The following is a 24,283-nucleotide window of genomic DNA, read 5'->3' as shown; positions in this document are numbered from 1 at the left end:
GCGGATGACGCTTGTCAGGCACTGTGTTAGCATCATTCCGGTTTTCAATCGGATGGCGCAGCACAGTGCTTCTTATCATCGATAATTACGACTCCTTTACCTACAACCTCTATCAGTACTTTTGCCAACTAGGCGTGGACGTGTGTGTTAAACGCAATGACGAGTTGGCTATCGCAGACATTGAGGCGATGGAGCCCTCCCATTTAGTGATCTCTCCTGGTCCTTGTACGCCGAATGAGGCGGGGATTTCTCTCGAGGTCATTCGCCATTTTGCCGGACAGATACCGATTTTAGGCGTATGTCTTGGCCATCAGTCCATTGCACAGGTCTTTGGTGCGTCGGTGATCCGCGCCAATGCGGTGATGCACGGTAAGACGTCTTTGGTCGAACATGATCATCAAGGGGTATTTAACCGCTTACCCAGTCCGTTTACCGTCACACGGTATCACTCGTTGGTGGTTGACCCGCAAACCCTGCCTGATTGTTTGACCGTGACAGCAACCACCACTGAGCCCGATGGTCGCCAAATCATTATGGGATTGAAGCACCGAACCCTGCCAATTGAGGGGGTACAATTCCATCCGGAGAGCATTTTGACTGAACACGGCCATGACTTACTGGCGAATTTCTTACAGCAATAGTTACAAAAAATAGCGATCTTTATCACTATTTTCACATTTCGTTTTTTCTGACGTGATTATCAGTGGCTGCAACCTTATGCAGCCATCACCGTCATCCCGCACCACTCATGCCTTACAGGCATCTCAGCCTTGCTGATTAGGCGCTTCTTTCGCCTCACACTTTGTGCATAACTATATCTCTAATCTGCATGGTATTTGTTATTCTGCTGAAAAGAAAAAATAATCTGCTATTGCCGCGGTTAAAAGAATGTAAATACTATGCGTCATGGAAAAAACACAGAAGGATTGAGTGATGACGATGGACAAAAAAGTAGAACGTAAACTCTTTGATGAAGTGATGGTACCTTGCTACAACCCGATGCCCATGATCCCAGATCACGGCAAAGGCTCCCGCATTTGGGACCAAGAAGGGCAAGAGTACGTCGACTTTGCGGGTGGGATTGCGGTGAGCTGTTTGGGCCATTGTCATCCCGTCATGGTGGATGCGTTGACTGAGCAAGCTCAAAAGCTTTGGCACTTAAGCAACGTCATGACGAATGCACCTGCATTGCGTCTCGCAAAGCGCCTCACTGAGCTGTCATTTGCGGATCGTGTTTTCTACGCAAACTCTGGCGCCGAAGCGAACGAAGCAGCACTAAAGTTGGCACGCCGCTGGGCAAAAGAAGAACACGGAGAGCATAAAAGCGAAATCATTGCGTTTAGCAAAGGTTTCCATGGTCGCACCTTCTTCACGGTCACCGTGGGCGGTCAACCGGCTTATTCTGACGGTTTTGGTCCTAAGCCGGGTGATATTACCCACCTGCCATACAATGACTTAGCCGCGCTGGCTGACCATATCTCTGATCGCACTTGTGCGGTGATGATGGAGCCACTGCAAGGTGAAGGCGGCATTATTCCTCCAGAGCCGGGTTTCTTGGAAGGTGTACGTGAGCTGTGTGACAAACACAATGCCTTGCTGATCTTCGATGAAGTGCAAACCGGTAACGGCCGTACGGGCACCTTCTATGCGTATCAACAATCGGGCGTCGCTCCCGATATCTTAGCCACCGCTAAATCACTGGGTGGGGGGATCCCAATTGGTGCCATGTTGACCACCGAAGCCCTGGCGGCACACATGAAACCGGGGACGCATGGCTCAACCTATGGCGGTAACCCCTTGGCATGTGCGGTCGCAGAAGCGGTGGTGGAAGAAGTGACCAAACCCGAGGTCCTTGACGGTGTTATTGAGCGCGAACAGTGGTTCCGCGATGGCCTAGAAGCGATTAACGATAAATACGGCATCTTCAGTGAAGTGCGCGGTAAAGGTTTGTTGCTTGGCGCAGCACTCAACAAAGCGTGGGAAGGGCGTGCGCGTGACATCTTAGTGGCGGCAGGTGAGGAAGGCTTGCTGGTGCTGGTCGCGGGCCCGAATGTGGTGCGTTTCACCCCATCATTGGTGATTACCAAAGCGGATATTGAAGAAGGCATGGCGCGCCTTGATCGTGCTATTGCGAAGGTCGTTGCTGCATAAGGCGGCCTTTACACTCGGAGGGATTTGAGATGTTAGTTATTCGGCCTATCCGTGCGTCAGATTTTGATGCACTGATGTTGTGTGCGGAAGAGTCCGGTCATGGATTTACCTCATTGCCGGTTGATGCCGATTTGCTACAAGGACGTATCAACAATTCGCTAGAAAGCTTTGCCAAGCATGTCACTAGCCCGGGCATGGAAGGCTACCTGATGGTGGCCGAAGATACCGAAACGGGCGAGGTTGCAGGTACCACAGGGATCGAGGCGGCAATCGGCCTCGATAATCCCTTTTATAGTTATCACTTAACCAAAGTGGTGCATTCATCGCGCAAGCTCAATGTCCATAACATTGTTGAAGTGCTGACGTTTGGCAATAACTACACCGGAGCAACGGAAATTTGCACCCTGTTTTTGCGTCCTGAGTTTCGGGGTGGCCTCAACGGTAAACTGCTTTCCAAGTGTCGCTTCTTGATGCTCGCCGAGTTTCCTGAGCGCTTTGCGGATGTGGTGTTTGCCGAAATGCGTGGCGTGTCTGATGATGATGGCAACTCGCCGTTCTGGCAGTGGCTTAAGGACAACTTCTTTTCGATTGACTTTACTTTGGCCGATTACCTAACCGGTATCGGTGCGAAAGGGTTTATTGCCGATTTAATGCCTAAGTTGCCGATTTACGTCAGTCTGTTGAGTGAAGAAGCGCGTGCTGTGATTGGACAGGTGCACCCGAAAACACGGCCGGCACTGCGTCTGTTGGAGAAAGAAGGCTTTTCGTGTCGAGGATATGTCGACATCTTTGATGCCGGTCCAACGGTCGAGTGTTTGCGCCACAATATCGAATCGGTCCGCCATTCATTTAATGCGACTGCTAGCGTGCGTGAGCATAGCAGTGCTCAGCACTACTTAATTTCGAATACCGATTTTGCGGGCTTCCGCGCAACTGCGGCGAAAGCGGCACTTGATCCGGAAACCAATCACGTCGTGATTGCGCCAGAGGTTGCCGAAGCGCTGCAAGTTAAAGACGGCGATCGACTCCGTTTGATCGCGATGGAGGAGTAAGGATGACACATCAAACCGCAGGCCATTTGATCAATGGTGAATGGACGCCGGGTGAAGGCGACGTCATGACTTCGCTAAACCCTTTTGATAGCCGTTGTATTTGGCAAGGCAATGAAGCTACGAAACCGCAGGTTGAACAAGCGGTAAGCGCGGCACGACAAGCCTTTCTTACTTGGCGGAATACCGATTTTGCCGAGCGCCAAGCCTTGGTAGAACGCTTCGCTGAAATTGTGAAAGCCAATACCGACGATCTGGCGCGTACCATCGCTGAAGAAACCGGTAAGCCGTTTTGGGAAACCAAAACCGAAGTGGGCGCCATGGTGGGTAAAATTGCCATTTCGCTGCGCGCTTACCATGAACGTACAGGATCGCGGGAAAAAGACGTCAATGGCACGCAAGCTGTACTGCGTCATCGCCCCCTTGGTGTGATGGCAGTGTTTGGGCCGTATAATTTCCCCGGTCACTTGCCTAATGGCCATATTGTCCCGGCACTATTGGCCGGAAACAGTGTGGTTTTCAAACCGTCTGAACTGACGCCTAAAGTGGCTGAACAAACTCTTGGCTACTGGTTAGAAGCCGGTCTACCTGCTGGGCTAATTAACTTGGTGCAAGGGGGCCGTGATACCGGCGAAGCGCTAGCACAAGCTCGAGGTATTGATGGCCTTCTATTTACCGGGAGCGCCAACACCGGACACATCCTCCATCGCCAGTTTGCCGGCCAACCGGACAAAATGCTGGCATTGGAAATGGGGGGCAATAACCCACTGGTTATCAGTGATAAACACAGTGGTGTGGATGCCACGGTTTATACCATTATTCAATCGGCTTACCTCAGTGCCGGTCAGCGTTGTACCTGTGCACGTCGTCTGCTTCTTCCTGAAGGGGAGGTGGGTGACAAGATCTTGGCGCGCTTAGCGGCGTGGACTAAAACGATCCGTGTGGGCGGCCAGTTCGATGATCCGGCGCCATTTATGGGCGCACAGATCTCTGTGGCGGCGGCCGAAGGGATCTTAGCCACTCAGCAAAAACTGATCGATCTCGGAGGCAAGCCAGTCGTGGCGTGTGAACATCGCCATGATGCCGTGATCTCGCCGGGGATCATTGATGTTAGCGGGATCGCCGAGTTACCCGATGAAGAATACTTCGGTCCTTTATTGCAGGTGCAGCGTTACACCGATATGGCTGATGCATTGACGAAAGCGAATGATACCCGCTATGGCTTATCGGCAGGCCTTATCAGTGACGACGATGGTGAATGGCAATACTTCCTTGACCATATTCGCGCCGGTATTGTAAACCGTAACCGTCAATTGACCGGTGCCAGTGGGGATGCACCATTTGGTGGTCCGGGCGCGTCGGGTAACCTGCGTCCAAGTGCTTATTATGCCGCCGATTATTGTGCCTACCCTATGGCATCGATGGAAGGCGAGCAGGTCACCTTGCCCGAGAGCTTTGCGCCGGGGATCACGCCTCTTGATTAAGGAGAACAACATGGATAGTTGCCAAGCGTTATTTGACAGATTGTGGCAAGACTACACCCAGCGTCTTTGCCCTTCTGCGCAGAAAGTGCATGGGTTGCTCGAAGAAGGCCAACCCCTGATCAATGATCACATTGCACTGCGCACCTTTGCACTGCCTAATGTAGGGCTGGACAAGCTTGCCCGTCCTTTTATTGCGTTGGGCTATGAGCCGAAAGGTGAGTATACCTTTGAAGCGAAGAAGCTCAACGCACGTCACTACGAGCATCCCGATCCCTTGATGCCGAAAGTGTTTATTAGTGAATTGATGGTGGGCCAATGCTCGACAACATTGCAATCTATCGTGCGCGACTTAGTGGCGAATGTGGATGATGATGCGCTGAAAGGGAGCGATTTTCTTCATCAAGGACGTTTGTGGGACTTGGACTGGCAAACCTACAAGACGTTAGCAGATGAAAGTGAATATGCAGCTTGGGTGGCAGCGCATGGCTATGGGGCGAACCACTTTACGGTCAGTGTGAATCAGCTGAATAACCATGATAGCTGTCAAGCGGTCAACGATACCTTGCGCCAAAATGGGTTTACCATTAACGAATCTGGCGGGGAGGTCAAAGGGGATGCGTCAGTCTTTTTGGAGCAATCCTCGACGATGGCTGATCGCGTGCCGGTGCAATTTAGCGATGCACGCCATGATATTCCGGGTGGTTTCTACGAGTTTGCGAAACGGTATCCGCTTCCGGACGGTGAACTTTATCAAGGTTTTGTCGCCGCCTCGGCCGATAAAATTTTTGAAAGTACGCATCAATAGTGGCGAGAGAAGAAAAGGAGAGCGATGCTCTCCTTTTTTGGTTGGCGGTGTTTAGCGACTTTCAATATCGAGCCAGAATGTATCGTCAATTGCCTGAGTCTCATTACTCAGATGTGGGTTGTCGACCCGAATAAAGGTGCGCTCACCAATATTGGCTTTCTCAAAGGTCTCTTTTACCAGAGGGGCATTCTCAAAAAATTCGATGAAGGATCCGTCTTGATAGGCGGCCGCAAAGGCATCGTTGAGCATGGTCGCTACCTCTGGGTTTTGGGGCGATACAAACAAGAACATTGGGAAGCGGTAGATTAGCATTAAGTGCGGATCAACCAACAGATTTGTATATTGAGGTCGCTCTGCCAGCTCGCTAAAAGGTTCGATAAGCGCACGCGGGAAGAGGTCGGCCCGTCCGGTATCGACGCCTTTAAAGATATTCTCAAAGCTTGAGATTTCTCGAACCCGAAATCCCGCCGACTGCAAGACCTTCACATCCGCCCAGCCTTGCCCTTGGATCATGGTCAGATTATTGAGCCCAGCTTGGTCACTGATTTGTGCAAGCTTGGGTTCGGTGGCTTGATTGGTAATGAACAAGCGATGGCCTAATAGACCCCGAAAGACTGGATAACGGATGGGAAGTAACTCTGACTCAAGGGTACGGTCGGCCCCGAGCCAATCTACCGTCAGTCGTCCTTGTTTTAGCATTTCCACTTTACGAGACTGAGAGCCAATTTGGCCTTGAAAGGCCTGTAAAGTGACAGACTCACCTGATTTTTCCGCTAAAAACTCAATCAAGTCGATAGCGTATAAATCGAGGGCAGAGCCAGCCCGTGGTTCTGGATGGACAATGGTGATATTCGCCGCAGCAGTTGAAGAAACCGCCGCGAGTAGCAATGCAGCAAGGGTTTGACGTAAGCTTCTCATAAACGACATCCTGTTAATCAGTTGTTAGATGGGTCGTTTCTGAAGTGTAGAACTTAGGTAATGAGTTTCCAGTCAATAAAAATAAAAAAACCGACGCAAAAGCGCCGGTTTTGTCGCAACACGCGAGGATTAGCGTGTGCCGTAAACCACAATGGTTTTACCGTGAGCTGAGATAAGGTTCTGCTCTTCCAGCATTTTAAGGATACGCCCAACTGTCTCACGCGAACAGCCAACAATCTGACCAATCTCTTGACGCGTGATCTTGATTTGCATGCCGTCAGGGTGAGTCATGGCGTCAGGTTGCTTCGCCAAGTTCAGTAGGGTCTGCGCAATGCGGCCGGTCACGTCCAGGAAGGCAAGGTCTCCCACTTTCTGGCTGGTCACTTGCAGGCGACGCGCCATCTGAGAGGATAGACGCATCAAAATGTCTGGGTTAACTTGGATCAGCTGGCGGAATTTCTTGAATGAAATTTCTGCTACTTCGCAAGGTGATTTCGCACGTACCCATGCGGTGCGCTCTTGGTCCTCTTCGAACAGACCAAGTTCGCCGATGAAGTCACCTTGGTTAAGGTAAGACAGGATCATCTCCTTGCCTTCTTCATCTTTGATTAGTACGGCCACAGAACCTTTCACGATGTAGTACAAGGTCTCCGCCTTTTCCCCTGCATGGATCAGAGTACTTTTGGACGGGTACTTGTGAATATGACAATGTGAAAGGAACCACTCGAGTGTAGGGTCTGTTTGAGGTTTTCCTGGAACCATATAACTTATTTCCTCTGCATGTGTTGCCCGGCAACGACGTCCTGTCTTTGTCTGAATGGAAACCCATCAGTCCAATGCACAGAATACGAGGTCTTGGCGCAGGCTACAAGCTCACTGTATGTTAACAAGAGTGTATCTTTTTTCTATCTGGATTTCTTGATTTTGATCTAAGCCAACCGCCTAAAAAATCGGCAAAAATGTGGCTAAGATCACGACCTGAGAAGTAATACACGTTAAGTGCGCTACGGCGGTTAACCTATCTTGCCTTTCTCAATCAACTGTTGGATCAAGGGGCGAATAATCAGCTCCATCGCAAATCCCATTTTACCGCCGGGCACGACCAGCGTGTTGTGCCGAGACATAAAGGCGCCACTGATCATTTGCAGTAAATAAGGAAAATCGACGTTCTTCATGCCACGAAAGCGGATCACAACAAAGCTTTCGTCGAGTGAAGGGATCCCTTTTGCATTCAGCGGGTTGGATGTGTCTACGGTCGGGACACGTTGGAAGTTAATATGTGTGCGAGAAAACTGCGGCGTAATGTAGTGCAAATAATCATCCATGGAGCGCACGATCGAGTCCGTGACAGCCTCGCGGGAATGGCCTCGGTCGCGCGTATCGCGGACAAACTTTTGAATCCACTCCAAGTTAACGATAGGCACCATGCCGATCAGTAAATCAACATGTTGGGCGACATTGACGTCACCATCCACCACCCCGCCATGCAAGCCTTCATAAAATAATACGTCGGTATTTTCAGGCAGATCTTGCCAGGGGGTGAAGGTGCCCGGCATTTGGTTATAAGGCACGGCTTCATCAAAGGTGTGTAGATAACGACGGTATTTACCTGTGCCTTGTTCGCCATATTCTTTAAAAAATTGCTCAAGGCGTGGGAAGTCGTTGGCCGTGGGGCCAAAGTAGCTAATATGACGACCTTGTTCACGGGCTTTACGGATCTCAACATCCATTTCTGGCCGCGTGAAGCGGTGAAAGCTATCGCCCTCTAACCAAGAGGCTTTGATGTTCATCATATTGAACATCTTACGAAACGCTTCGGAGGTCGTGGTTGTGCCTGCGCCGGATGAACCGGTCACAGCGATGATTGGGTGTTTAGCCGACATGACGAGCCCTGTCATTGATCAGTCTGAATTTACACCGCAGCCCACAAGGTGAGGCGGTGTTACGGTCTGAGATCGCGCTGACGACGAATATCCACTGTCTCATGCAGCTCAGAGTATACAATCACGGCGTCGCCGGATTTTAATTGTTCACGCACTTGTTCAACTTTCTCAGCAAAGCTGACTTCCTGCTCACCGTAATCTGTCCCTTCCCGCAACACAAAGTGTTCAATTAAATTGGTCAAGGTTTCGGCTGGCACAGATTGCCATGGAACCATCATACTACATCACCTTTTGCTGACATCGGGATGGCACGGACGCCATCTCCATGCTTAGGTTGTGAATTAGCTCCCATTTTACCGAATTATGCGTGTAGGTGCAGTGCATCTATGTCGATTTAATCACAATTTATCGTGACGATTGGGGCATCAGGTGTCGAGTTGCTCAGCTATCCACGCGGGCACTGCCTCTTCCAACCATAAACGCGGTGCACGCCAACGGCCAGTGACAAACCCAACATGTCCGCCATGGTCAGTGAGTTGATAGCGTATATTGGCCGGTAATGGCGTGGTTGGGATCACCGCATCAGTCATAAAAGGATCGTCTTTGGCATGAATGATGGTCAAAGGGGCGCGGATCGCAGGCAACACGGATAGGCCACTGCATTGCTGGTAGTAATGATGTGCGTCCTCAAACCCATGCAGTGGTGCGGTGACGGTTTGATCAAACTCGAATAAGGTCGAAATACGGGGCTGCTCGCCAGCTTGCCAACGACCCACTTGGGCGTGTCGCGTGAGCTTATCTGACAGGGTTTGCCGCATCGAGCGGAGTAGGTACGCTTGGTAGACACGTGAGAACCCTTGCTGAATGCGTAACGAGCAGGCGGCAAGGTCTAAGGGGGGTGACACTGCGCAGCCACTGGAGACAATCGGATCGTCCGCATACTCTGCCAAATAGCGCACCAGCATGTTGCCGCCTAGCGATACGCCCACGGCATGAATGGGATGCTGAGGATAACGCATGCGTAATGTGGTCAAAAAATAGCGCGCATCCTGTGTCTCGCCTGAGTGATAAGTGCGCGGGACGCGGTTTAAGCGGCCACTGCAACTACGAAAGTGCATCACCACACCGCACCAGCCTTGGCGCTGAAAAGCAGCCAGTAATCCATTCGCGTACGGGCTATGAAAACTGCCAGCGAGGCCATGAAAAAGGACCACTATCGGTTGGCCGGGCTGAGGCGTCTGTGTCCAAGCGAGATCGACGAAATCACCATCCGGTAAATCCAGCTGCTGCCATAAAGGAGAGATCACGGGTTGCCGCCGCATCAGCCGTGGCATGATGGTTTGTAGATGAGGATTACGGGCGCTGGGAATCGGTTCAAAGGGCGTCATCAGCGTCTCCTTGCTCATCGTCTTTGATCACACTGGCGCGCAGAGCGGGATAGAGCGATTTGGCCGAGGGCGAGAGCTGACGGCAATAATACGCCAACGGCGAGGGCGACTCGGTCAGCCATGTTTGTTGATTCAAGGCGTGGATGAGGTCTTGTTGTTGGAACTTCTCGAGGCTGAGCTCGAAATTCAGCATTTTTTTATATTGTCCCGCGCCAACGCGCGGTTTGATATCGCGACGTAGGTTGCGGTAGGCAATCAGCAAATGCTCAGAGCGGCTGAGCGATTGTTTAAGTTGGCTGAGGCTCTCTGGGGCAAGGCCATAGCCATGGCTTTCCAACCAAGCCAGCAACAGGGCAAGGTTGACGTTACCCTGATGCTGATCTTGCAATTTAAGACACGCCTGTTTGACGTCTTGCTTGCCATAGTGTTGCAAACAAAACTGCCACAGGTCGGCTGCATTCGCTTGGCCGGGAATTAGGCTTGATTGAATGCCGCCTCCATGGCTTCCAGTTCTTCCTGTCGCTCCATCCATTCTTGCTCTACCTCTTCCAGCGCTGATTTGGCATCAGCCTGGCGTTGTAATTGTTCCGCGAGTTGGGCTTTTTGGTCTGCGCCATAAATTGTTGGGTCGGCCAGTTTGGTCTCTGCATCGGCAATAATGGCAGAGAGCTGTTCGATTTTTGTGTCTAGGCTGTCAATTTTTTTACGAAGTGGCGCGGTTTTTTGGCGAAGTTCTGCCTCGCGACGCTTTTGTGCCTTACGATCGACCTGACGTTGCTGGGGGGCGGCTTTGTCATCGGCGTTTTGTTTTTTACTTTCCGCACGGTCGGCACGCTGTTGCTCGCCAAGCCAGCGATGGTAGTCGTGTAAGTCACCGTCAAAGGGTTGCACCGCGCCGTTGTCGACAAGATAAAGATCGTCGGTGGTCGCGCGCAGCAAAAAGCGATCATGGCTTACGATCACCATCGCCCCTTCAAACGATTGTAGGGCAAGCGTCAAGGCTTGGCGCATATCTAAATCAAGGTGGTTGGTCGGTTCGTCAAGCAGCAGCAGGTTAGGCTTTTGCCACACCAATAACGCTAATACCAAGCGTGCCTTCTCGCCTCCCGAAAAGGGACCAATGGTCTCAAGCGCTTTATCACCCTGAAAGCCAAAGCGCCCTAAGAAGTCACGTAGCGTTTGCTCGGCTGTGGTGGGCGCAAGGCGATTCATATGTTGCAGTGGGGTTTCGTCAATGCGCAAGGTATCGAGTTGATGCTGCGCAAAATAGCCAATTTTTACCCCTTGGGAGTAACTGAGCTCACCGGCCATGGCTGGCAAGGTGCCAGCAAGAAGTTTGATCAGCGTAGACTTACCCGCACCATTGCGGCCTAACAAACCAATACGCGCGCCAGGGACCAGGTTGAGGCGGATATTTTCCACAATCGGTGTCTTGTCGTACCCCGCAGCGACCTTGTCCATCATCAAGATAGGATTTGGGAGCGCATCTGGGGTGAAAAAGGTAAAACTAAATGGATTATCGTATTGCGCCGGCAACACCTTTTCCATCCGCTCCAGTGCCTTAATCCGGCTTTGCGCTTGGCGCGCCTTTGAGGCTTTATAACGAAAGCGGTCGATGTAAGATTGCATGTGGGCAATTTGCTTTTTTTGCTTTTCAAACTGCGCTTGTTGTTGCGCCAGCTTCTGCGCCCGCATCTGCTCGAAGTCGGAATAATTGCCCGTGTATTCATTTAGCTGTTGATGCTCAATGTGAATAATGCGGTTGACCACAGGGTCAAGAAAGTCCCGGTCGTGGGAAATCAGCACCAAGGTACCGGGGTATTGCTGCAGCCATTTTTCCAGCCACATCACGGCATCTAAATCGAGGTGGTTGGTTGGCTCATCAAGCAGCAACAGGTCGGAACGACACAGCAGTGCTTGGGCAAGGTTTAAGCGCATCCGCCAGCCGCCCGAAAATTGCGTGAGTGACCATTGCATTTGCGCCTGACTAAAGCCCAAACCATCGAGCAAACTGGCGGCGCGCGCCTCAATACTGTAGCCACCAATGGCATCCAGTTTATCGTGTAAGGTCGCCACGGCATGACCGTCATCACGTTGTTCGGCATCCGCTAAGGCCATCTGCAGTTCACGGTATTCGGCATCGCCATCAATGACATACTCGAGCGCACTTTTTTCCAGTGCAGGCGTTTCTTGTGCCACCCATGCTACTTGCCATTGGCTAGGATAATGATAGCTGCCCGCATCTAACGCCAGCTGGTGGCGAAGCAGTGCAAACAAGCTGGATTTGCCACAGCCGTTTTTGCCGACCAATCCGACTTTGTCGCCGGGATGGATGGTAGCAGAGGTATGATCGAGCAGTGGCTTGCCACCGCGCAGTAATTGGATGTCAGAAAAGCTAATCATGATTATTCAGTGCGCTAGTGTGGTTTGGGTGCGTCGTCGTTATACCAGCTTGGTGCGGGGATTGCCAAATTTCCCCGTCAGTCGGCCTAACTGGCGCGATCTGTGTTGTGTGTTTTGTGTGTTAAGGTTAAAAACAAGCATGAAAACTGACTCTTGCCGTGATAACAAGGATGCCTATGCCCAATGACAAGGATGCACACCAAGACCCCGCGTCGGTGTTGGTGATCTTTGCCCATCCCGACCCCGATCAGTCGGTGGCGAACCGACGTCTGCTTACCGCCATCTCTTCGTTTCCGCATGTGACTGTTCACGATATTTACGCAACTTATCCCGACTTTGTGGTTGATGTGCACGATGAGCGCCGACGGGTGCAACAAGCTGATGTGATCGTTTTTCAGCACCCGCTACAAATGTATTCCTGTCCGGCGTTATTGAAAGAATGGATTGATGTGGTGCTAGGCAAAGGCTTTGCGCATGGCGAGGGAGGCGATGCGCTAGCAGGAAAAACCTGCCGTTTTGTCGTCACCACCGGAGGGGCGGCTGAGGCATTCACCAAAAGCGGATACAACAAGTATTCGATGCAAGAGCTTCTCCAACCGTTTGAGCTGACTGCCGCCCTATGCCGCATGACGTGGCTCCCGCCGCTGGTCTTGCACTGGGCACGCCGTGTTAGTGATGCCGATCGGGATGCGTTTGCGGAACTGTATGCCGATTGGATTCGTGATCCGCTCGTCCATGCGGGAGGTGAGCATGGAGCATAACTTGCTGTCCGCGGCCTTTATTTTCCTGTTAGCGGCGGTGATTGCCGTCCCACTCGCGCAGCGGTTAGGGATGGGCTCGGTATTAGGCTATCTGATGGCCGGCATCGTGATTGGTCCATGGGGGCTCGGGCTTATCAGCGATGTGGAGTCTATTCTCCATTTTTCTGAATTCGGGGTGGTATTGCTGCTGTTTCTGATTGGCTTGGAGCTAAATCCTAAAAAACTGCTGCAGATGCGCCGGCCGATACTGGGCCTGGGCGGCAGCCAAGTGGTGGTGACTACCTTGGTGATAGGTGCCGTCGGGGTGATGTTCGGACTGACGGAACGGCAGGGCTTTATTGTGGGTATGGCCATGGCGCTTTCCTCTACCGCCATTGCGATGAAAATTATGGAAGATCAGCGCCTTATGCGCAGTGAATCCGGTCAAGCAGGGTTTGCGATTCTGTTGTTTCAAGATATCGCGGTCATCCCTATGTTGGCGATGATGCCCGCACTGGCAGGAGGCAGCCTCGGCAGCTGGTTAGATGTGCTATGGATGTTTATGGGCATTGGCGCACTGTTGGTTGGCGGGCACTTCTTGCTTCGGCCTCTATTCCGTTTGGTGGTCATGAGCGGGGTCAGCGAGCTGTTTAACGTGGCAGCACTGGCCTTGGTGATTGGCATTGCGCTTGCGATGCAGCAGTTGGGTCTTTCGATGGCGTTAGGTTCGTTCCTAGCAGGTGTGCTGCTTGCGGAGAGTGAGTATCGCCACGAACTCGAAACCGCCATCGACCCCTTTAAAGGGTTGCTGTTAGGGCTGTTTTTTATTGCGGTCGGGATGGCGGTGGATTTAGGTCTACTGCTTGAATATCCGCTGACTTTGCTCGGTGCGGTACTTGCACTGGTGTGCGGTAAGGCGTTACTTATCTATCTGCTTGCGCGTCTATTTGGTGTGGCACCTAAAGCGCGCAGTCAAATGGCGGTGTTGCTTAGCCAAGGCGGTGAATTTGCTTTCGTGATCTTTACGGCGGCACGCGCAGAAGGGTTACTCAGCCAAGAATTGAATGCCTTCTTGCTGGTGGTGGTGAGTCTGTCGATGATGACCACCCCCTTGATGCTTACCTTGCAGCAACGCTGGTTTGAACGCACTTTTAATGAACCGGAAGAGTTACCGCCACAGACGCAATTTGATCAACATGACGCGCGCGTCATCATCGCGGGCTTTGGTCGGTTTGGTCAGGTGGTCGGTCGGTTGATGTTTGCCAACAAAATTGGTGTCACCATCTTGGAACGTGATCCCACCCAAATCAAACTGTTACGCAAGTTCGGGTATGATGTGTATTACGGTGATGCGACGCAGCTTGATTTACTTCGGGCGGCAGGGGCGCAAAGCGCAGAGGCGATTGTGATTTGCACCGACTCGCCGGATGAAGTGATGGAGATTGTTGATCTTTGTCAGCGGCATTTCCCTAACTTAAAGATATTAGCGCGAGCACGAAGTCGGGTGGAGGCTTATCAGCTCATGGGCTTAGGCGTCGAAACCTTGTCGCGGGAGACATTTCTTGGCGCGCTTGATTTAGGTCGACAGACGCTAGAGTCTTTGGGAATGCACCCTTACAAAGCAAAACGTGCCGAGGTGTTGTTCCGCAAGCTAGATATGCGGGTATTGCAAGACCTCTTACCCCAGCACAATGAAGATATGGCTGCCGCTTCACGCGTGAAAGAGGCGCGTAAAGAATTGGAAGAGATCTTTGATCGGGAAATGCGTGGTGATATTGAGCGCCACCAGAGTTGGAACCGAGATGAATAGGATGGAATTGTGAAAAAGCGCTTTATTGCCGGGGCGGCGTGCCCCAAATGTCAGCGTCAAGACACCTTGCGAGTCTGGCGCGAAAACAATATTGACAAAGTGGAATGTGTCAGCTGCGATTACCATGAGAGTCGGCTTCCGGATTCGGCACAGCAGTCACAGTCTGAAACCCCGCCGGCAGAGAATGTCATTGGGATCTTTAAACCGGAGTAGGGAATCCGTTATCATCGGCAGTCCATTAACCTTCCGGTCTCGGAGCGAGCATGAAAATTGCAAATGATGTGGTGGTCAGCCTGGCCTACCAAGTAAAAAATGAAGACGGTGCGTTAGTTGATGAATCAACAGCGCAAGAACCCCTCCAGTACCTACACGGTCACCGTAACCTGATCGTTGGTCTGGAAAAGGCACTGGAAGGTCGTGAGAAAGGCGACGCGTTTGAAGTGACCGTAGGTCCTGACGATGCATACGGTGAGTATCAAGAAGCCATGGTACAACGCGTACCGGCGAACGTATTCCAAGGCGTAGACCAAGTGGAAGTCGGCATGCGCTTTATGGCGGAAACTGACCAAGGTCAGATCCCGGTTGAAGTCACCGAAGTTGACGGTGACGAAGTTGTTGTTGATGCCAACCACATGCTGGCAGGCCAAACTCTGTCATTCTCTGTGGAAGTGGTTGATCTACGTGCAGCAACCGAAGACGAAATTGCTCATGGCCATATTCACCAAGAAGGTGGCTGCGGTCACGATCACTAATCAGTGATTAGCAACGAGAAAAGGCGCCGGTTTGGCGCCTTTTTTTATTTCATATCCGCCGTCTTTAGGCGTGTATCGACACCAGCGCTTGGCAATTAATAATGCGGCGGTGGGGTTTCTTCCGATTGGCTGGCGATGTTGGCCGGCGCAACGTCCTTCAGTTTGCCGACCAAATACTGAATTTGCACTGTCATACGCTCAATATCGCCTTGCTGTTGGGTGAGAGCGTCATTGAGCTGTTCTATTGTGTCTTCTTGAAACGCGACCTTGCACTCCAGATCGTCAATTTGTTGCTGTAATTTGCCAATCTCACTCATTTTTGTTTCTCACTGCATTAAGGGGTGTCGGTTAACCAAGCCTGGGCGATACCCGCCGAGGTACCGGATATCACACGGCCGGTTGGGTCGATGGCGACATCATACACGACCGCGCTGGGAGGGCGAGTATTGGGTTGTGCCAATGCCTCCCAACGTCCTAGATTCTCACCGGTCTGAACATTCCAAAGCTCGACCCGCTGTGAGGGGGTGCCTGTGGCGAGTCGGCGGCCGTCATCGGAAAAGCGTGCACTGGCATAAATCGCTTGGCGCGCAAAGATATCTAGTTGACTGACTTTTTCACCGCTGGGTAAGGCCCAGATAATCGCTTGATTGCTGCCATCTGAGACAAAGGCATACTTTCCTTCCCGTTGCAGCGCCACTTGCTTCACCCGTTGGTCATAAGGAAAGTCGTTGATAATTTGCCCGGAATTAGTGTCCCAAAAATAGGCATGATGGTCATTGCCCCCTGAGAGGACGTAAGCGCCGTTCGGGGAAATGGCGACTGCATTGACTTTATCGCGATGGGCAAGGAACTCTAAGCGTCTTCCTGTGCCTAAGTCGATGAATAGCGCTTTGCCGTCCGACATCGCGAGGACCACTTTTTGGCCGTTGTTGCTGATAGCCGCATCACGGATAATGCCTTCAGAGACCGACCACAAGCCCTCGGCTTGGCTCCAGGCAAGATCCCAGACAGCAAAATTTTGCGCGGTCGCGGTGATGGCATAGCGTTTATTGTCGGAGATATGGCTGACCACCACAGGGTTCGCATTGGGATCTTGGGGCCCAAGATCCGCCAGCTTTTGGTTGGTGACCAGATCCCACAGCACAATGTCGGTTTCTTCGGAGGCGAGCAGCGCAAATCGCCCGTCTCTACTCAGGCTAAAGCTGGTGGCGCCTTCAGGATGGATTGACCAACGCTGGGCTTCTTTGCCAGACTGCCAACAGCCAGTTAGCGTGATGGCGATGAGAAAAATGCAAACAATGTGGCGAATTTTGGGCATGATGCTTGAGTTCCGAAACGTGCAGCCATATAACCACGAGTATATTGATAGAATCAGGCTTTCGCATTGTTGATGCGTCAGTGACAACCATACGAGGATTTATCCTTACCATCAACGGAGTACCCAATGAAATCAGTAATGAAGATGTCGCTACTCGCGGCAACCGTTGCCCTTGCCGTCGGCTGTCAACAAGACGACGCCAACGTCGAGCAGACGAACCAAGCCGCTGAGCAGGCGCAAGCGGAAGCGTCGTTTGCTAATGATGACGACAAGGCAGCCTACGCGATTGGTGCGTCTTTAGCGCAATACCTCAACGCCAACCTAGAGCAACAAGCCGACATCGGTTTGGATTTAGATAAAGAGTTGGTATTGCAAGGGGTGCAGGACGTCTTTAATGGCGAATCCAAGCTGACCGACGAGCAAGCGCAAGCGGCACTGCAGTCACTCGATCAACGCGTGACTGAGCTGGCCCAGCAACAAGCCAAAGAAAAAGCAGAAGCTGCGCTGGCTGACGGTGAAAAGTATCGCACTGAATTTGCGAGCCAAGAGGGCGTGAAAGAAACCGAATCTGGCTTGTTATACAAAGTGGATAGCTTAGGTGACGGTAAAAAACCCGCGGCGGAAGACACTGTGGTGGTGCACTACAAAGGCACGCTAACAGATGGTACCCAATTTGATAGCTCTTACGATCGTGGCGAGCCAGCAACCTTCCCGCTTAATCGTGTGATCCCAGGTTGGACCGAAGGGGTGCAGCTGATGCCAGTTGGATCTAAATTTACCTTCGTGATCCCGCCAGAGCTGGCCTACGGTGACCAAGATACGGCGTCCATTCCTGCGAACTCAACGCTTGTGTTTGATGTTGAGCTACTGGAAATCAAAGACGATGCCAACAAAGAGAAGGCGAGTGAAGGGTAAACCTGACGCTTGTTTTCGCGCCAAAATGCCTCGGCTTTGCCGGGGCTTTTGCTTTTTTAGGGCGGGATTCTGTTAAACTTGGCTGAGATAAACACAGATTCACTGTCGAATAAGGATAGGCGTACGTGGTACCGACAGAGCATTTTGGCGCAGAAATCATGACAGAAAGCGAGCTCATTGAGCCGAATCCATTTACTGCGCAAGACAGTGTGATTTTACACTCTTATGCCGCGGTCGTAGACGGCTTGGCTGCGCTGATTGGCGAGCATTGTGAAATCGTACTGCACTCGCTAGAAGACTTGAACAAGTCAGCAATCAAAATTGCCAATGGTGAAAACACCGGTCGCCAAGTGGGGTCACCCATCACGGATTTGGCCTTACGGATGTTGCGGGACATTGAAGGGTCTGAGCGTAATTTTTCTCGCGCCTACTTTACGCGCGCGAAAAGCGGCACCTTAATGAAATCGATCACGGTGGCCATCCGCAATGGTGAAAGCCGCATTATCGGGCTGTTATGTATCAATATAAACTTGGATGCCCCTTTCTCTCAGGTGCTGCAAGCGTTTATGCCTGATGATCAAGCCAAGCAAGCCGCGTCATCGGTTAACTTTGCCAGTGATGTAGAAGAGCTGGTGGACCAAACTGTTGAGCGTACCATTGAAGAAGTCAACGCGGATAAAAGTGTGTCTAATAACACCAAAAACCGCCAAATTGTGATGGCGCTTTATGATAAAGGGATCTTTGATATCAAAGATGCTATTCATCGTGTCGCTGATAGGCTCAACATATCGAAGCACACTGTGTATCTTTACGTACGCCAACGCAAAACGGGAGATGGGGAAAAATGAGCCTCAATTACGTACTCGTGGTCTCAGAGCCGGCTTATGGGACGCAACTTGCGCGTACGGCCTATCAATTTGCGTGTGCGGCCATTGCCAAAGGGCACAGTGTCAGCAAAGTGTTTTTCTACCAAGATGGTGTATTAAACGGGGCTGCGACAACGGTGCCTGCGAATGACGAATTTGACTTGGTTAATGCATGGCAGACTTTAGCCAATGAACATCAGGTACAACTCGAAACCTGTGTGGCTGCCGCATTGCGCCGCGGTATTGTGAGCGAGCAAGAAGCGATGCAGCATGGCTTGTCACAAGCGAACCTAGCAGATGGGTATCAACAAGCCGGTCTCGGAGCCTTGGCAGAAGCCTTGTTGACTGCTGATCGTGTACTGCAATTTTAAGAGGACGTATGCAACTCGGGTTTGTTTTTTCAACCGCACCGCATGGTTCAGCGAGCGGACGTGAGGGGTTAGATGCGCTGTTAGCGACATCCGCTTTTTGCGAAACGATTAGCGTGTTCTTCATTGGCGATGGGGTGATGCAATTGATTGATGGGCAGCGCCCAAGCGCAGTGCTGAGTCGCGATTATATTGCCAGCTTTAAAATGCTACCGCTGTGTGATGTAGAAGATATCTATATTTGCCAAGCGTCACTGATGGCGAGAGGCATGGGTGATGCGGCGCGTGTGTTGACGGGCGAAGTGCTGGAACGTGAGCATATTCAGGCAAAGCTCGCTCGCTGCGATCGCATCCTGCATTTTTAAGAGAGTCAGATGCTACATATTATCAAATCGTCCCCTTATGCAACGCATGCGCTGTCGCACTGTTTGGCGTATGCCACTCCTGACAGTGTCATCGTCTTGATCAATGATGCTGTCCTCGGCGCACTGGCCGATAGCCCTCTGGGGGCGGCGCTTTTTACAGATAACCGTTCGGTTTATGTGCTAGAAGAAGATGTGATGGCCCGCGGGGTGCAAGCGCATCTACATCCGCAAGTTAAACAGATTGATATGCAAGGCTTGGTTCAACTCACTGAGGATCACGTCACGCAAATGACATGGTGATCGACTAGGCTATCGAAGGATAAAAATGCCTTCTTTGCTATCGGTGAAAAAACAGACGATGCAAAGATCTCTGTATAAATCTTGACACCCTATAAGTCGGCGCCTAAAATTTCGCGTCCCCGTTTTATTGGGGATAGATTTTTCACACTTATACGTTAAGTAATATCAGGAGCTATTTAATGGCAACTATTAACCAGCTGGTACGCAAACCACGCCTGAAGCAAGTTGCGAAAAGCAACGTGCCTGCGCTGGAAGCGTGTCCGCAAAAACGTGGTGTTTGTACTCGTGTTTACACCACTACGCCAAAAAAACCAAACTCAGCACTGCGTAAAGTATGCCGTGTGCGTTTGACTAACGGTTACGAAGTAACCTCATACATCGGTGGTGAAGGCCACAACCTGCAAGAGCACAGCGTTGTGCTTATCCGCGGCGGTCGTGTAAAAGACTTGCCGGGTGTGCGTTACCACACTGTTCGTGGCGCACTTGACTGTGCAGGCGTTAACGGCCGTAAACAAGGTCGTTCTAAGTACGGTGTGAAGCGTCCTAAGTCTTAATGGATTCCGTTAAGTAAGGCCAAACACTCAAACAATTGAATTTTGAAAAAACTGAAAAGTTTTGGATAAAACCTGAAGAAGACAACGGAGATAATCCATGCCACGTCGTCGCGTAATTGGTCAGCGTAAAATTCTTCCAGATCCTAAGTTCGGATCAGAATTGCTGGCAAAATTTGTGAACATCCTGATGGTTGACGGTAAGAAGTCAACTGCTGAAAAAATCGTTTATGGTGCACTAGACATCATGGCTGAGCGTTCTGGTAAAGAGCACTTGGCTGTATTCGAACAAGCTCTTGAAAACGTACGCCCAGCGGTCGAGGTTAAATCTCGCCGTGTAGGTGGTTCAACTTACCAAGTACCAGTAGAAGTACGTCCTGTGCGTCGTAACGCGCTGGCTATGCGTTGGTTGGTTGAAGCTGCTCGTAAGCGTGGTGAAAAATCTATGGCTCAGCGCCTGGCCAACGAGATGCTTGATGCGTCTGAAAACAAAGGTACTGCTGTTAAGAAACGTGAAGACGTTCACCGTATGGCAGACGCGAACAAAGCGTTCGCACATTACCGCTGGTAATGCCTTCATGGCGCGTCACTTCGGTGGCGCGCCGAACCCATTTTCTAAGGTTAACCTTAGTAAGAGGATACTATTGTGGCTCGTAAAACCCCTATCGAGCGCTACCGTAACATCGGTATTTGTGCTCACGTAGACGCCGGTAAAACCACCACTACCGAACGAATCCTGTTCTACACAGGCGTTAACCACAAGATTGGTGAGACCCACGACGGCGCGTCTACCATGGACTGGATGGAGCAGGAGCAAGAGCGTGGTATTACCATCACCTCTGCAGCAACCACCACTTTCTGGCAAGGTTCTGATCACCAATTCGAACAACACCGTATTAACATCATCGACACCCCAGGACACGTTGACTTCACTATCGAAGTAGAGCGTTCACTGCGTGTTCTTGATGGTGCGGTTGTTGTTTTCTGTGGTTCTTCTGGTGTTGAGCCTCAGTCTGAAACCGTATGGCGTCAGGCTGACAAATATGAAGTTCCACGCATGGTTTTCGTCAACAAGATGGACCGTGCGGGCGCAGACTTCCTACGCGTTGTTGATCAAATCAAAAACCGTCTTGGCGCGACCCCTGTGCCAATTCACTTGAACATCGGTGCTGAAGACGAGTTCAAGGGCGTTATTGACCTGATCAAAATGAAAGCTATCAACTGGAATGAAGAAGACATGGGTATGACTTATACCTATGAAGAGATTCCAGCTGAACTTCAAGAGCAAGCAGAAGAGTGGCACAACTTCTTGATTGAGTCTGCTGCAGAAGCGTCTGAAGAGCTGATGGACAAGTACCTTGAAGAAGGTGAACTGTCTGAAGAAGAAATCAAGAAGGCGCTGCGTCAGCGTACTCTGGATAACGAAATCGTACTGGCAACCTGTGGTTCTGCATTTAAGAACAAAGGTGTTCAGGCGGTACTGGATGCGGTTATCGAATTCCTACCTTCACCAATCGACGTTAAGTCAATCAAAGGTGAAGACGAAGACGGCAACCCAATTGAGCGTCACGCAGACGACAAAGAACCGTTCTCCGCGCTGGCATTCAAAATTGCAACTGACCCATTCGTAGGTACGCTGACCTTTATGCGTGTTTACTCGGGCGTTGTAAGCTCAGGCGACACTGTTTACAACTCTGTTAAGCAGAAGCGTGAGCGCCTAGGCCGTATCGTACAGATGCACTCGAACAAGCGTGAAGAAATCAAAGAAATTCGCGCTGGTGACATCGCGGCCGCGGTTGGTCTAAAAGACGTAACCACGGGTGATACTCTGTGTGCGATGGATTCAAAAGTAATCCTAGAGCGTATGGAATTCCCTGATCCAGTTATTCAGATCGCGGTTGAGCCTAAGTCTAAAGCAGACCAAGAGAAAATGGGTATCGCGCTAGGTAAACTAGCAGCAGAAGATCCATCTTTCCGCGTTGAGTCTGACGAAGAGTCTGGCCAGACCTTGATCTCTGGTATGGGTGAGCTTCACCTAGACGTTATCGTTGACCGTATGCGTCGTGAGTTTAACGTTGAATGTAACGTTGGTAAGCCTCAGGTAGCGTACCGTGAAACTATCCGTGGTAGCACGGAAGTTGAAGGTAAGTTCGTTAAGCAGTCAGGTGGTCGTGGTCAGTTTGGTCACGTATGGCTGAAGCTTGAGCCATCTGAGCCAAACGAAGGCTTTGTCTTTGTTGACGAAATCGTTGGTGGTGTGGTTCCTCGTGAATACATCGGCGCGGTAGCGAAAGGCGTTGAAGAGCAAATGAAAAACGGTGTACTTGCCGGTTATCCAGTGCTCGACGTTAAAGCAACCCTGTACGATGGTTCTTACCACGATGTTGACTCCAACGAAATGGCGTTTAAGATCGCTGCATCAATGGCATTCAAGAAAGGTGCACTGCAAGCGCAACCTGTTATGCTTGAGCCACTGATGAAAGTAGAAGTAACTACGCCAGAAGAGTGGATGGGTGACGTTGTTGGTGACTTGAACCGTCGCCGTGGCCTGATTGGCGGTATGGACGAAGGCCCAGCGGGTCTGAAGATCGTACGTGCTCAGGTACCACTGTCTGAAATGTTCGGTTACGCCACTGACCTGCGTAGTGCAACTCAGGGTCGTGCTTCATACTCAATGGAATTCAGCGAGTATGGCGAAGTGCCTAAGAACATTGCCGACGCCCTGATTGCAGAGCGTAGCTAATTTTTATTAGTCTCGATGCCGGCGTGTTGTCGGCATCCAATACTGACTTCTGAGCTAGTTAGGTGTTGATACCTTTAGCTCACAACTAGGAAGGAAGACGATCGTGTCTAAAGAAAAATTTGAACGTACGAAACCGCACGTTAACGTTGGTACTATCGGCCACGTTGACCACGGTAAAACTACTCTGACTGCCGCTATCTGTACTGTACTTGCAAAAGTACACGGTGGTGCAGCGCGTGACTTCGCATCAATCGATAACGCACCAGAAGAGCGTGAGCGTGGTATCACCATCGCGACTTCGCACGTAGAATACGATACGCCAACTCGCCACTACGCGCACGTTGACTGCCCAGGGCACGCCGACTACGTGAAAAACATGATCACCGGTGCAGCGCAAATGGACGGTGGTATCCTAGTAGTAGCAGCGACTGATGGCCCAATGCCACAGACTCGTGAGCACATCCTGCTAGGCCGTCAGGTAGGCATCCCATACATCATCGTATTCATGAACAAATGTGACATGGTTGATGATGAAGAGCTGCTTGAGCTAGTTGAAATGGAAGTACGTGAGCTGCTTTCAGAGTATGACTTCCCAGGTGACGACTGCCCAGTAATCCAAGGTTCAGCACTAGGTGCTCTGAACGGTGAAGAGCAGTGGGAACAGAAGATTATTGAGCTAGCGGAAGCACTGGATTCTTACATCCCAGAGCCAGAGCGTGCGATCGACAAGCCGTTCATTCTGCCAATCGAAGACGTATTCTCAATCCAAGGCCGTGGTACTGTAGTAACTGGTCGTGTTGAGCAAGGCATCATCACCGTTGGTGACGAAGTAGAAATCGTGGGCATGAAAGACACCACCAAGACCACTTGTACTGGTGTTGAAATGTTCCGTAAACTTCTAGACGAAGGCCGTGCTGGTGAGAACGTTGGTGTTCTTCTGCGTGGTACTAAGCGTGACGAAGTTGAGCGTGGTCAAGTACTGGCGAAGCCTGGTTCAATCACCCCGCACACTAAGTTCGAGTCAGAAGTATACGTACTGTCTAAAGACGAAGGCGGCCGTCATACTCCGTTCTTCAAAGGCTACCGTCCACAGTTCTACTTCCGTACAACTGACGTGACCGGTACTATCGAACTGCCAGAAGGCGTTGAGATGGTAATGCCTGGTGACAACATCAAGATGGTTGTTGAGTTGATCGCGCCAATCGCGATGGACGAAGGTCTACGTTTCGCTATCCGTGAAGGTGGCCGTACCGTAGGCGCTGGTGTTGTTGCTAACATCATCGCGTAATGCGTTGAGTTAAACATACCACTGAAAAAGGAGCGCATTGCGCTCCTTTTTTTATGGCTGCACCCCAGACATTGACCTTATGGCGCTTTGGCTTTACGCGATCTTTTTTGCTTGTGTGGCTATTACGTAAATAATCAATTGTTATATAAAAACCCTTTACCTGAAGCGCAATGCAAACTATTCTCG

Annotated in this window: 27 protein-coding genes; 18 read left to right on the top strand and 9 right to left on the bottom strand. The window is 51.0% G+C overall.

Annotated features, from left to right (window positions below):
- Positions 1-65 precede the first annotated feature (65 nt).
- The 5 genes from E8E00_RS12355 (at position 66) to E8E00_RS12335 (ending at position 5,489) form a co-directional block, all read left to right on the top strand.
- Complete coding sequence (locus tag E8E00_RS12355; RefSeq protein ID WP_077640976.1) at positions 66-641, top strand: aminodeoxychorismate/anthranilate synthase component II; 576 nt, start codon at positions 66-68, stop codon at positions 639-641.
- Between the two features lie 292 nt (positions 642-933).
- On the top strand, positions 934-2,151 hold the full coding sequence (locus E8E00_RS12350) for an aspartate aminotransferase family protein (protein ID WP_069590935.1): 1,218 nt from the start codon (positions 934-936) through the stop codon (positions 2,149-2,151).
- A gap of 29 nt (positions 2,152-2,180) precedes the next feature.
- On the top strand, positions 2,181-3,203 hold the full coding sequence (astA, locus tag E8E00_RS12345; protein WP_069590937.1) for an arginine N-succinyltransferase: 1,023 nt from the start codon (positions 2,181-2,183) through the stop codon (positions 3,201-3,203).
- A 2-nt stretch (positions 3,204-3,205) separates the two neighbouring features.
- Positions 3,206-4,684, top strand: a complete 1,479-nt coding sequence (gene astD / locus E8E00_RS12340) for a succinylglutamate-semialdehyde dehydrogenase (protein WP_077640977.1) — start codon at positions 3,206-3,208, stop codon at positions 4,682-4,684.
- A 10-nt stretch (positions 4,685-4,694) separates the two neighbouring features.
- Positions 4,695-5,489: a DUF1338 domain-containing protein gene (locus E8E00_RS12335; protein WP_096630642.1), complete on the top strand. Its 795-nt coding sequence runs from the start codon at positions 4,695-4,697 to the stop codon at positions 5,487-5,489.
- Positions 5,490-5,540: 51 nt separating this feature from the next.
- On the opposite strand, the gene E8E00_RS12330 is transcribed toward E8E00_RS12335, so the two are convergent.
- From E8E00_RS12330 to E8E00_RS12300, 7 genes are all read right to left on the bottom strand, one after another.
- Entirely contained in the window at positions 5,541-6,407 is an 867-nt protein-coding gene (locus tag E8E00_RS12330) for a hypothetical protein (RefSeq protein WP_096630644.1), read from the bottom strand.
- A 129-nt stretch (positions 6,408-6,536) separates the two neighbouring features.
- Positions 6,537-7,169 (bottom strand): cAMP-activated global transcriptional regulator CRP, encoded by a 633-nt coding sequence (gene crp, locus E8E00_RS12325; RefSeq protein ID WP_002535199.1) that lies wholly within the window; start codon positions 7,167-7,169, stop codon positions 6,537-6,539.
- 251 nt (positions 7,170-7,420) lie between these two features.
- Entirely contained in the window at positions 7,421-8,290 is an 870-nt protein-coding gene (locus tag E8E00_RS12320; protein WP_069589567.1) for a phosphoribulokinase, read from the bottom strand.
- A gap of 59 nt (positions 8,291-8,349) precedes the next feature.
- Complete coding sequence (locus E8E00_RS12315) at positions 8,350-8,568, bottom strand: YheU family protein (RefSeq protein WP_069589565.1); 219 nt, start codon at positions 8,566-8,568, stop codon at positions 8,350-8,352.
- Between the two features lie 147 nt (positions 8,569-8,715).
- Positions 8,716-9,678 (bottom strand): hydrolase, encoded by a 963-nt coding sequence (locus E8E00_RS12310; RefSeq protein WP_096630647.1) that lies wholly within the window; start codon positions 9,676-9,678, stop codon positions 8,716-8,718.
- Positions 9,665-10,210 carry a TIGR02444 family protein gene (locus E8E00_RS12305; protein WP_096630649.1) on the bottom strand — a complete coding sequence of 182 codons (546 nt, stop codon included), beginning with the start codon at positions 10,208-10,210 and terminating at the stop codon, positions 9,665-9,667. The genes E8E00_RS12310 and E8E00_RS12305 overlap by 14 nt, the downstream gene beginning before the upstream one ends.
- Entirely contained in the window at positions 10,153-12,081 is a 1,929-nt protein-coding gene (locus E8E00_RS12300; protein ID WP_096630652.1) for an ABC transporter ATP-binding protein, read from the bottom strand. Before E8E00_RS12300 ends, E8E00_RS12305 begins: the two co-directional genes overlap by 58 nt.
- Positions 12,082-12,257: 176 nt before the next feature.
- On the opposite strand from E8E00_RS12300, the gene kefG reads away from it, so the two are divergent.
- From kefG to slyD, 4 genes are read left to right on the top strand one after another with little or no spacing between them, the layout of a single operon-like run.
- A complete protein-coding gene (kefG, locus tag E8E00_RS12295) occupies positions 12,258-12,842 on the top strand; it encodes a glutathione-regulated potassium-efflux system ancillary protein KefG (RefSeq protein ID WP_096630654.1) in 585 nt (194 codons plus the stop codon).
- Positions 12,832-14,631 carry a glutathione-regulated potassium-efflux system protein KefB gene (gene kefB, locus E8E00_RS12290; protein WP_096630657.1) on the top strand — a complete coding sequence of 600 codons (1,800 nt, stop codon included), beginning with the start codon at positions 12,832-12,834 and terminating at the stop codon, positions 14,629-14,631. Before kefG ends, kefB begins: the two co-directional genes overlap by 11 nt.
- 9 nt (positions 14,632-14,640) lie before the next feature.
- Positions 14,641-14,844, top strand: a complete 204-nt coding sequence (locus E8E00_RS12285; protein WP_077455134.1) for a YheV family putative zinc ribbon protein — start codon at positions 14,641-14,643, stop codon at positions 14,842-14,844.
- A 50-nt stretch (positions 14,845-14,894) separates the two neighbouring features.
- Positions 14,895-15,383 carry a peptidylprolyl isomerase gene (slyD, locus tag E8E00_RS12280; RefSeq protein WP_077455135.1) on the top strand — a complete coding sequence of 163 codons (489 nt, stop codon included), beginning with the start codon at positions 14,895-14,897 and terminating at the stop codon, positions 15,381-15,383.
- 95 nt (positions 15,384-15,478) lie between these two features.
- Here slyD and E8E00_RS12275 read toward each other — a convergent pair whose 3' ends face one another.
- Positions 15,479-15,700 carry a SlyX family protein gene (locus tag E8E00_RS12275; RefSeq protein WP_069589556.1) on the bottom strand — a complete coding sequence of 74 codons (222 nt, stop codon included), beginning with the start codon at positions 15,698-15,700 and terminating at the stop codon, positions 15,479-15,481.
- 17 nt (positions 15,701-15,717) lie between these two features.
- The gene (locus tag E8E00_RS12270) at positions 15,718-16,701 is read right to left on the bottom strand and encodes a WD40 repeat domain-containing protein (protein WP_096630660.1); all 984 of its coding nucleotides are present in this window, start codon (positions 16,699-16,701) and stop codon (positions 15,718-15,720) included.
- 126 nt (positions 16,702-16,827) lie between these two features.
- On the opposite strand from E8E00_RS12270, the gene fkpA reads away from it, so the two are divergent.
- The 9 genes from fkpA to tuf all read left to right on the top strand — a co-directional run bounded on the left by fkpA (position 16,828) and on the right by tuf (position 24,097).
- Complete coding sequence (gene fkpA / locus E8E00_RS12265; RefSeq protein ID WP_069589552.1) at positions 16,828-17,616, top strand: FKBP-type peptidyl-prolyl cis-trans isomerase; 789 nt, start codon at positions 16,828-16,830, stop codon at positions 17,614-17,616.
- Between the two features lie 125 nt (positions 17,617-17,741).
- Entirely contained in the window at positions 17,742-18,464 is a 723-nt protein-coding gene (locus E8E00_RS12260; RefSeq protein WP_069589551.1) for a transcriptional regulator, read from the top strand.
- Entirely contained in the window at positions 18,461-18,853 is a 393-nt protein-coding gene (tusD, locus tag E8E00_RS12255; RefSeq protein WP_069589550.1) for a sulfurtransferase complex subunit TusD, read from the top strand. The genes E8E00_RS12260 and tusD overlap by 4 nt, the downstream gene beginning before the upstream one ends.
- Positions 18,854-18,861: 8 nt before the next feature.
- A complete protein-coding gene (tusC, locus tag E8E00_RS12250) occupies positions 18,862-19,215 on the top strand; it encodes a sulfurtransferase complex subunit TusC (RefSeq protein WP_096630662.1) in 354 nt (117 codons plus the stop codon).
- A gap of 9 nt (positions 19,216-19,224) precedes the next feature.
- On the top strand, positions 19,225-19,515 hold the full coding sequence (gene tusB, locus E8E00_RS12245; RefSeq protein ID WP_077640986.1) for a sulfurtransferase complex subunit TusB: 291 nt from the start codon (positions 19,225-19,227) through the stop codon (positions 19,513-19,515).
- 179 nt (positions 19,516-19,694) lie between these two features.
- Complete coding sequence (gene rpsL, locus E8E00_RS12240; protein ID WP_069589545.1) at positions 19,695-20,069, top strand: 30S ribosomal protein S12; 375 nt, start codon at positions 19,695-19,697, stop codon at positions 20,067-20,069.
- A gap of 97 nt (positions 20,070-20,166) precedes the next feature.
- The gene (gene rpsG / locus E8E00_RS12235) at positions 20,167-20,637 is read left to right on the top strand and encodes a 30S ribosomal protein S7 (RefSeq protein WP_069589544.1); all 471 of its coding nucleotides are present in this window, start codon (positions 20,167-20,169) and stop codon (positions 20,635-20,637) included.
- A 75-nt stretch (positions 20,638-20,712) separates the two neighbouring features.
- Positions 20,713-22,809, top strand: a complete 2,097-nt coding sequence (fusA, locus tag E8E00_RS12230) for an elongation factor G (protein ID WP_096630665.1) — start codon at positions 20,713-20,715, stop codon at positions 22,807-22,809.
- A 103-nt stretch (positions 22,810-22,912) separates the two neighbouring features.
- Complete coding sequence (tuf, locus tag E8E00_RS12225; protein ID WP_096630667.1) at positions 22,913-24,097, top strand: elongation factor Tu; 1,185 nt, start codon at positions 22,913-22,915, stop codon at positions 24,095-24,097.
- The last annotated feature ends 186 nt before the right edge of the window (positions 24,098-24,283 follow it).

Origin of the sequence: Salinivibrio sp. YCSC6 (assembly GCF_004916735.1) — a bacterium.
Taxonomy (GTDB): domain Bacteria; phylum Pseudomonadota; class Gammaproteobacteria; order Enterobacterales; family Vibrionaceae; genus Salinivibrio; species Salinivibrio proteolyticus.
The sequence above is the reverse complement of the archived record's forward strand: the minus strand, read 5'-3'. Positions and strand labels throughout refer to the sequence as shown.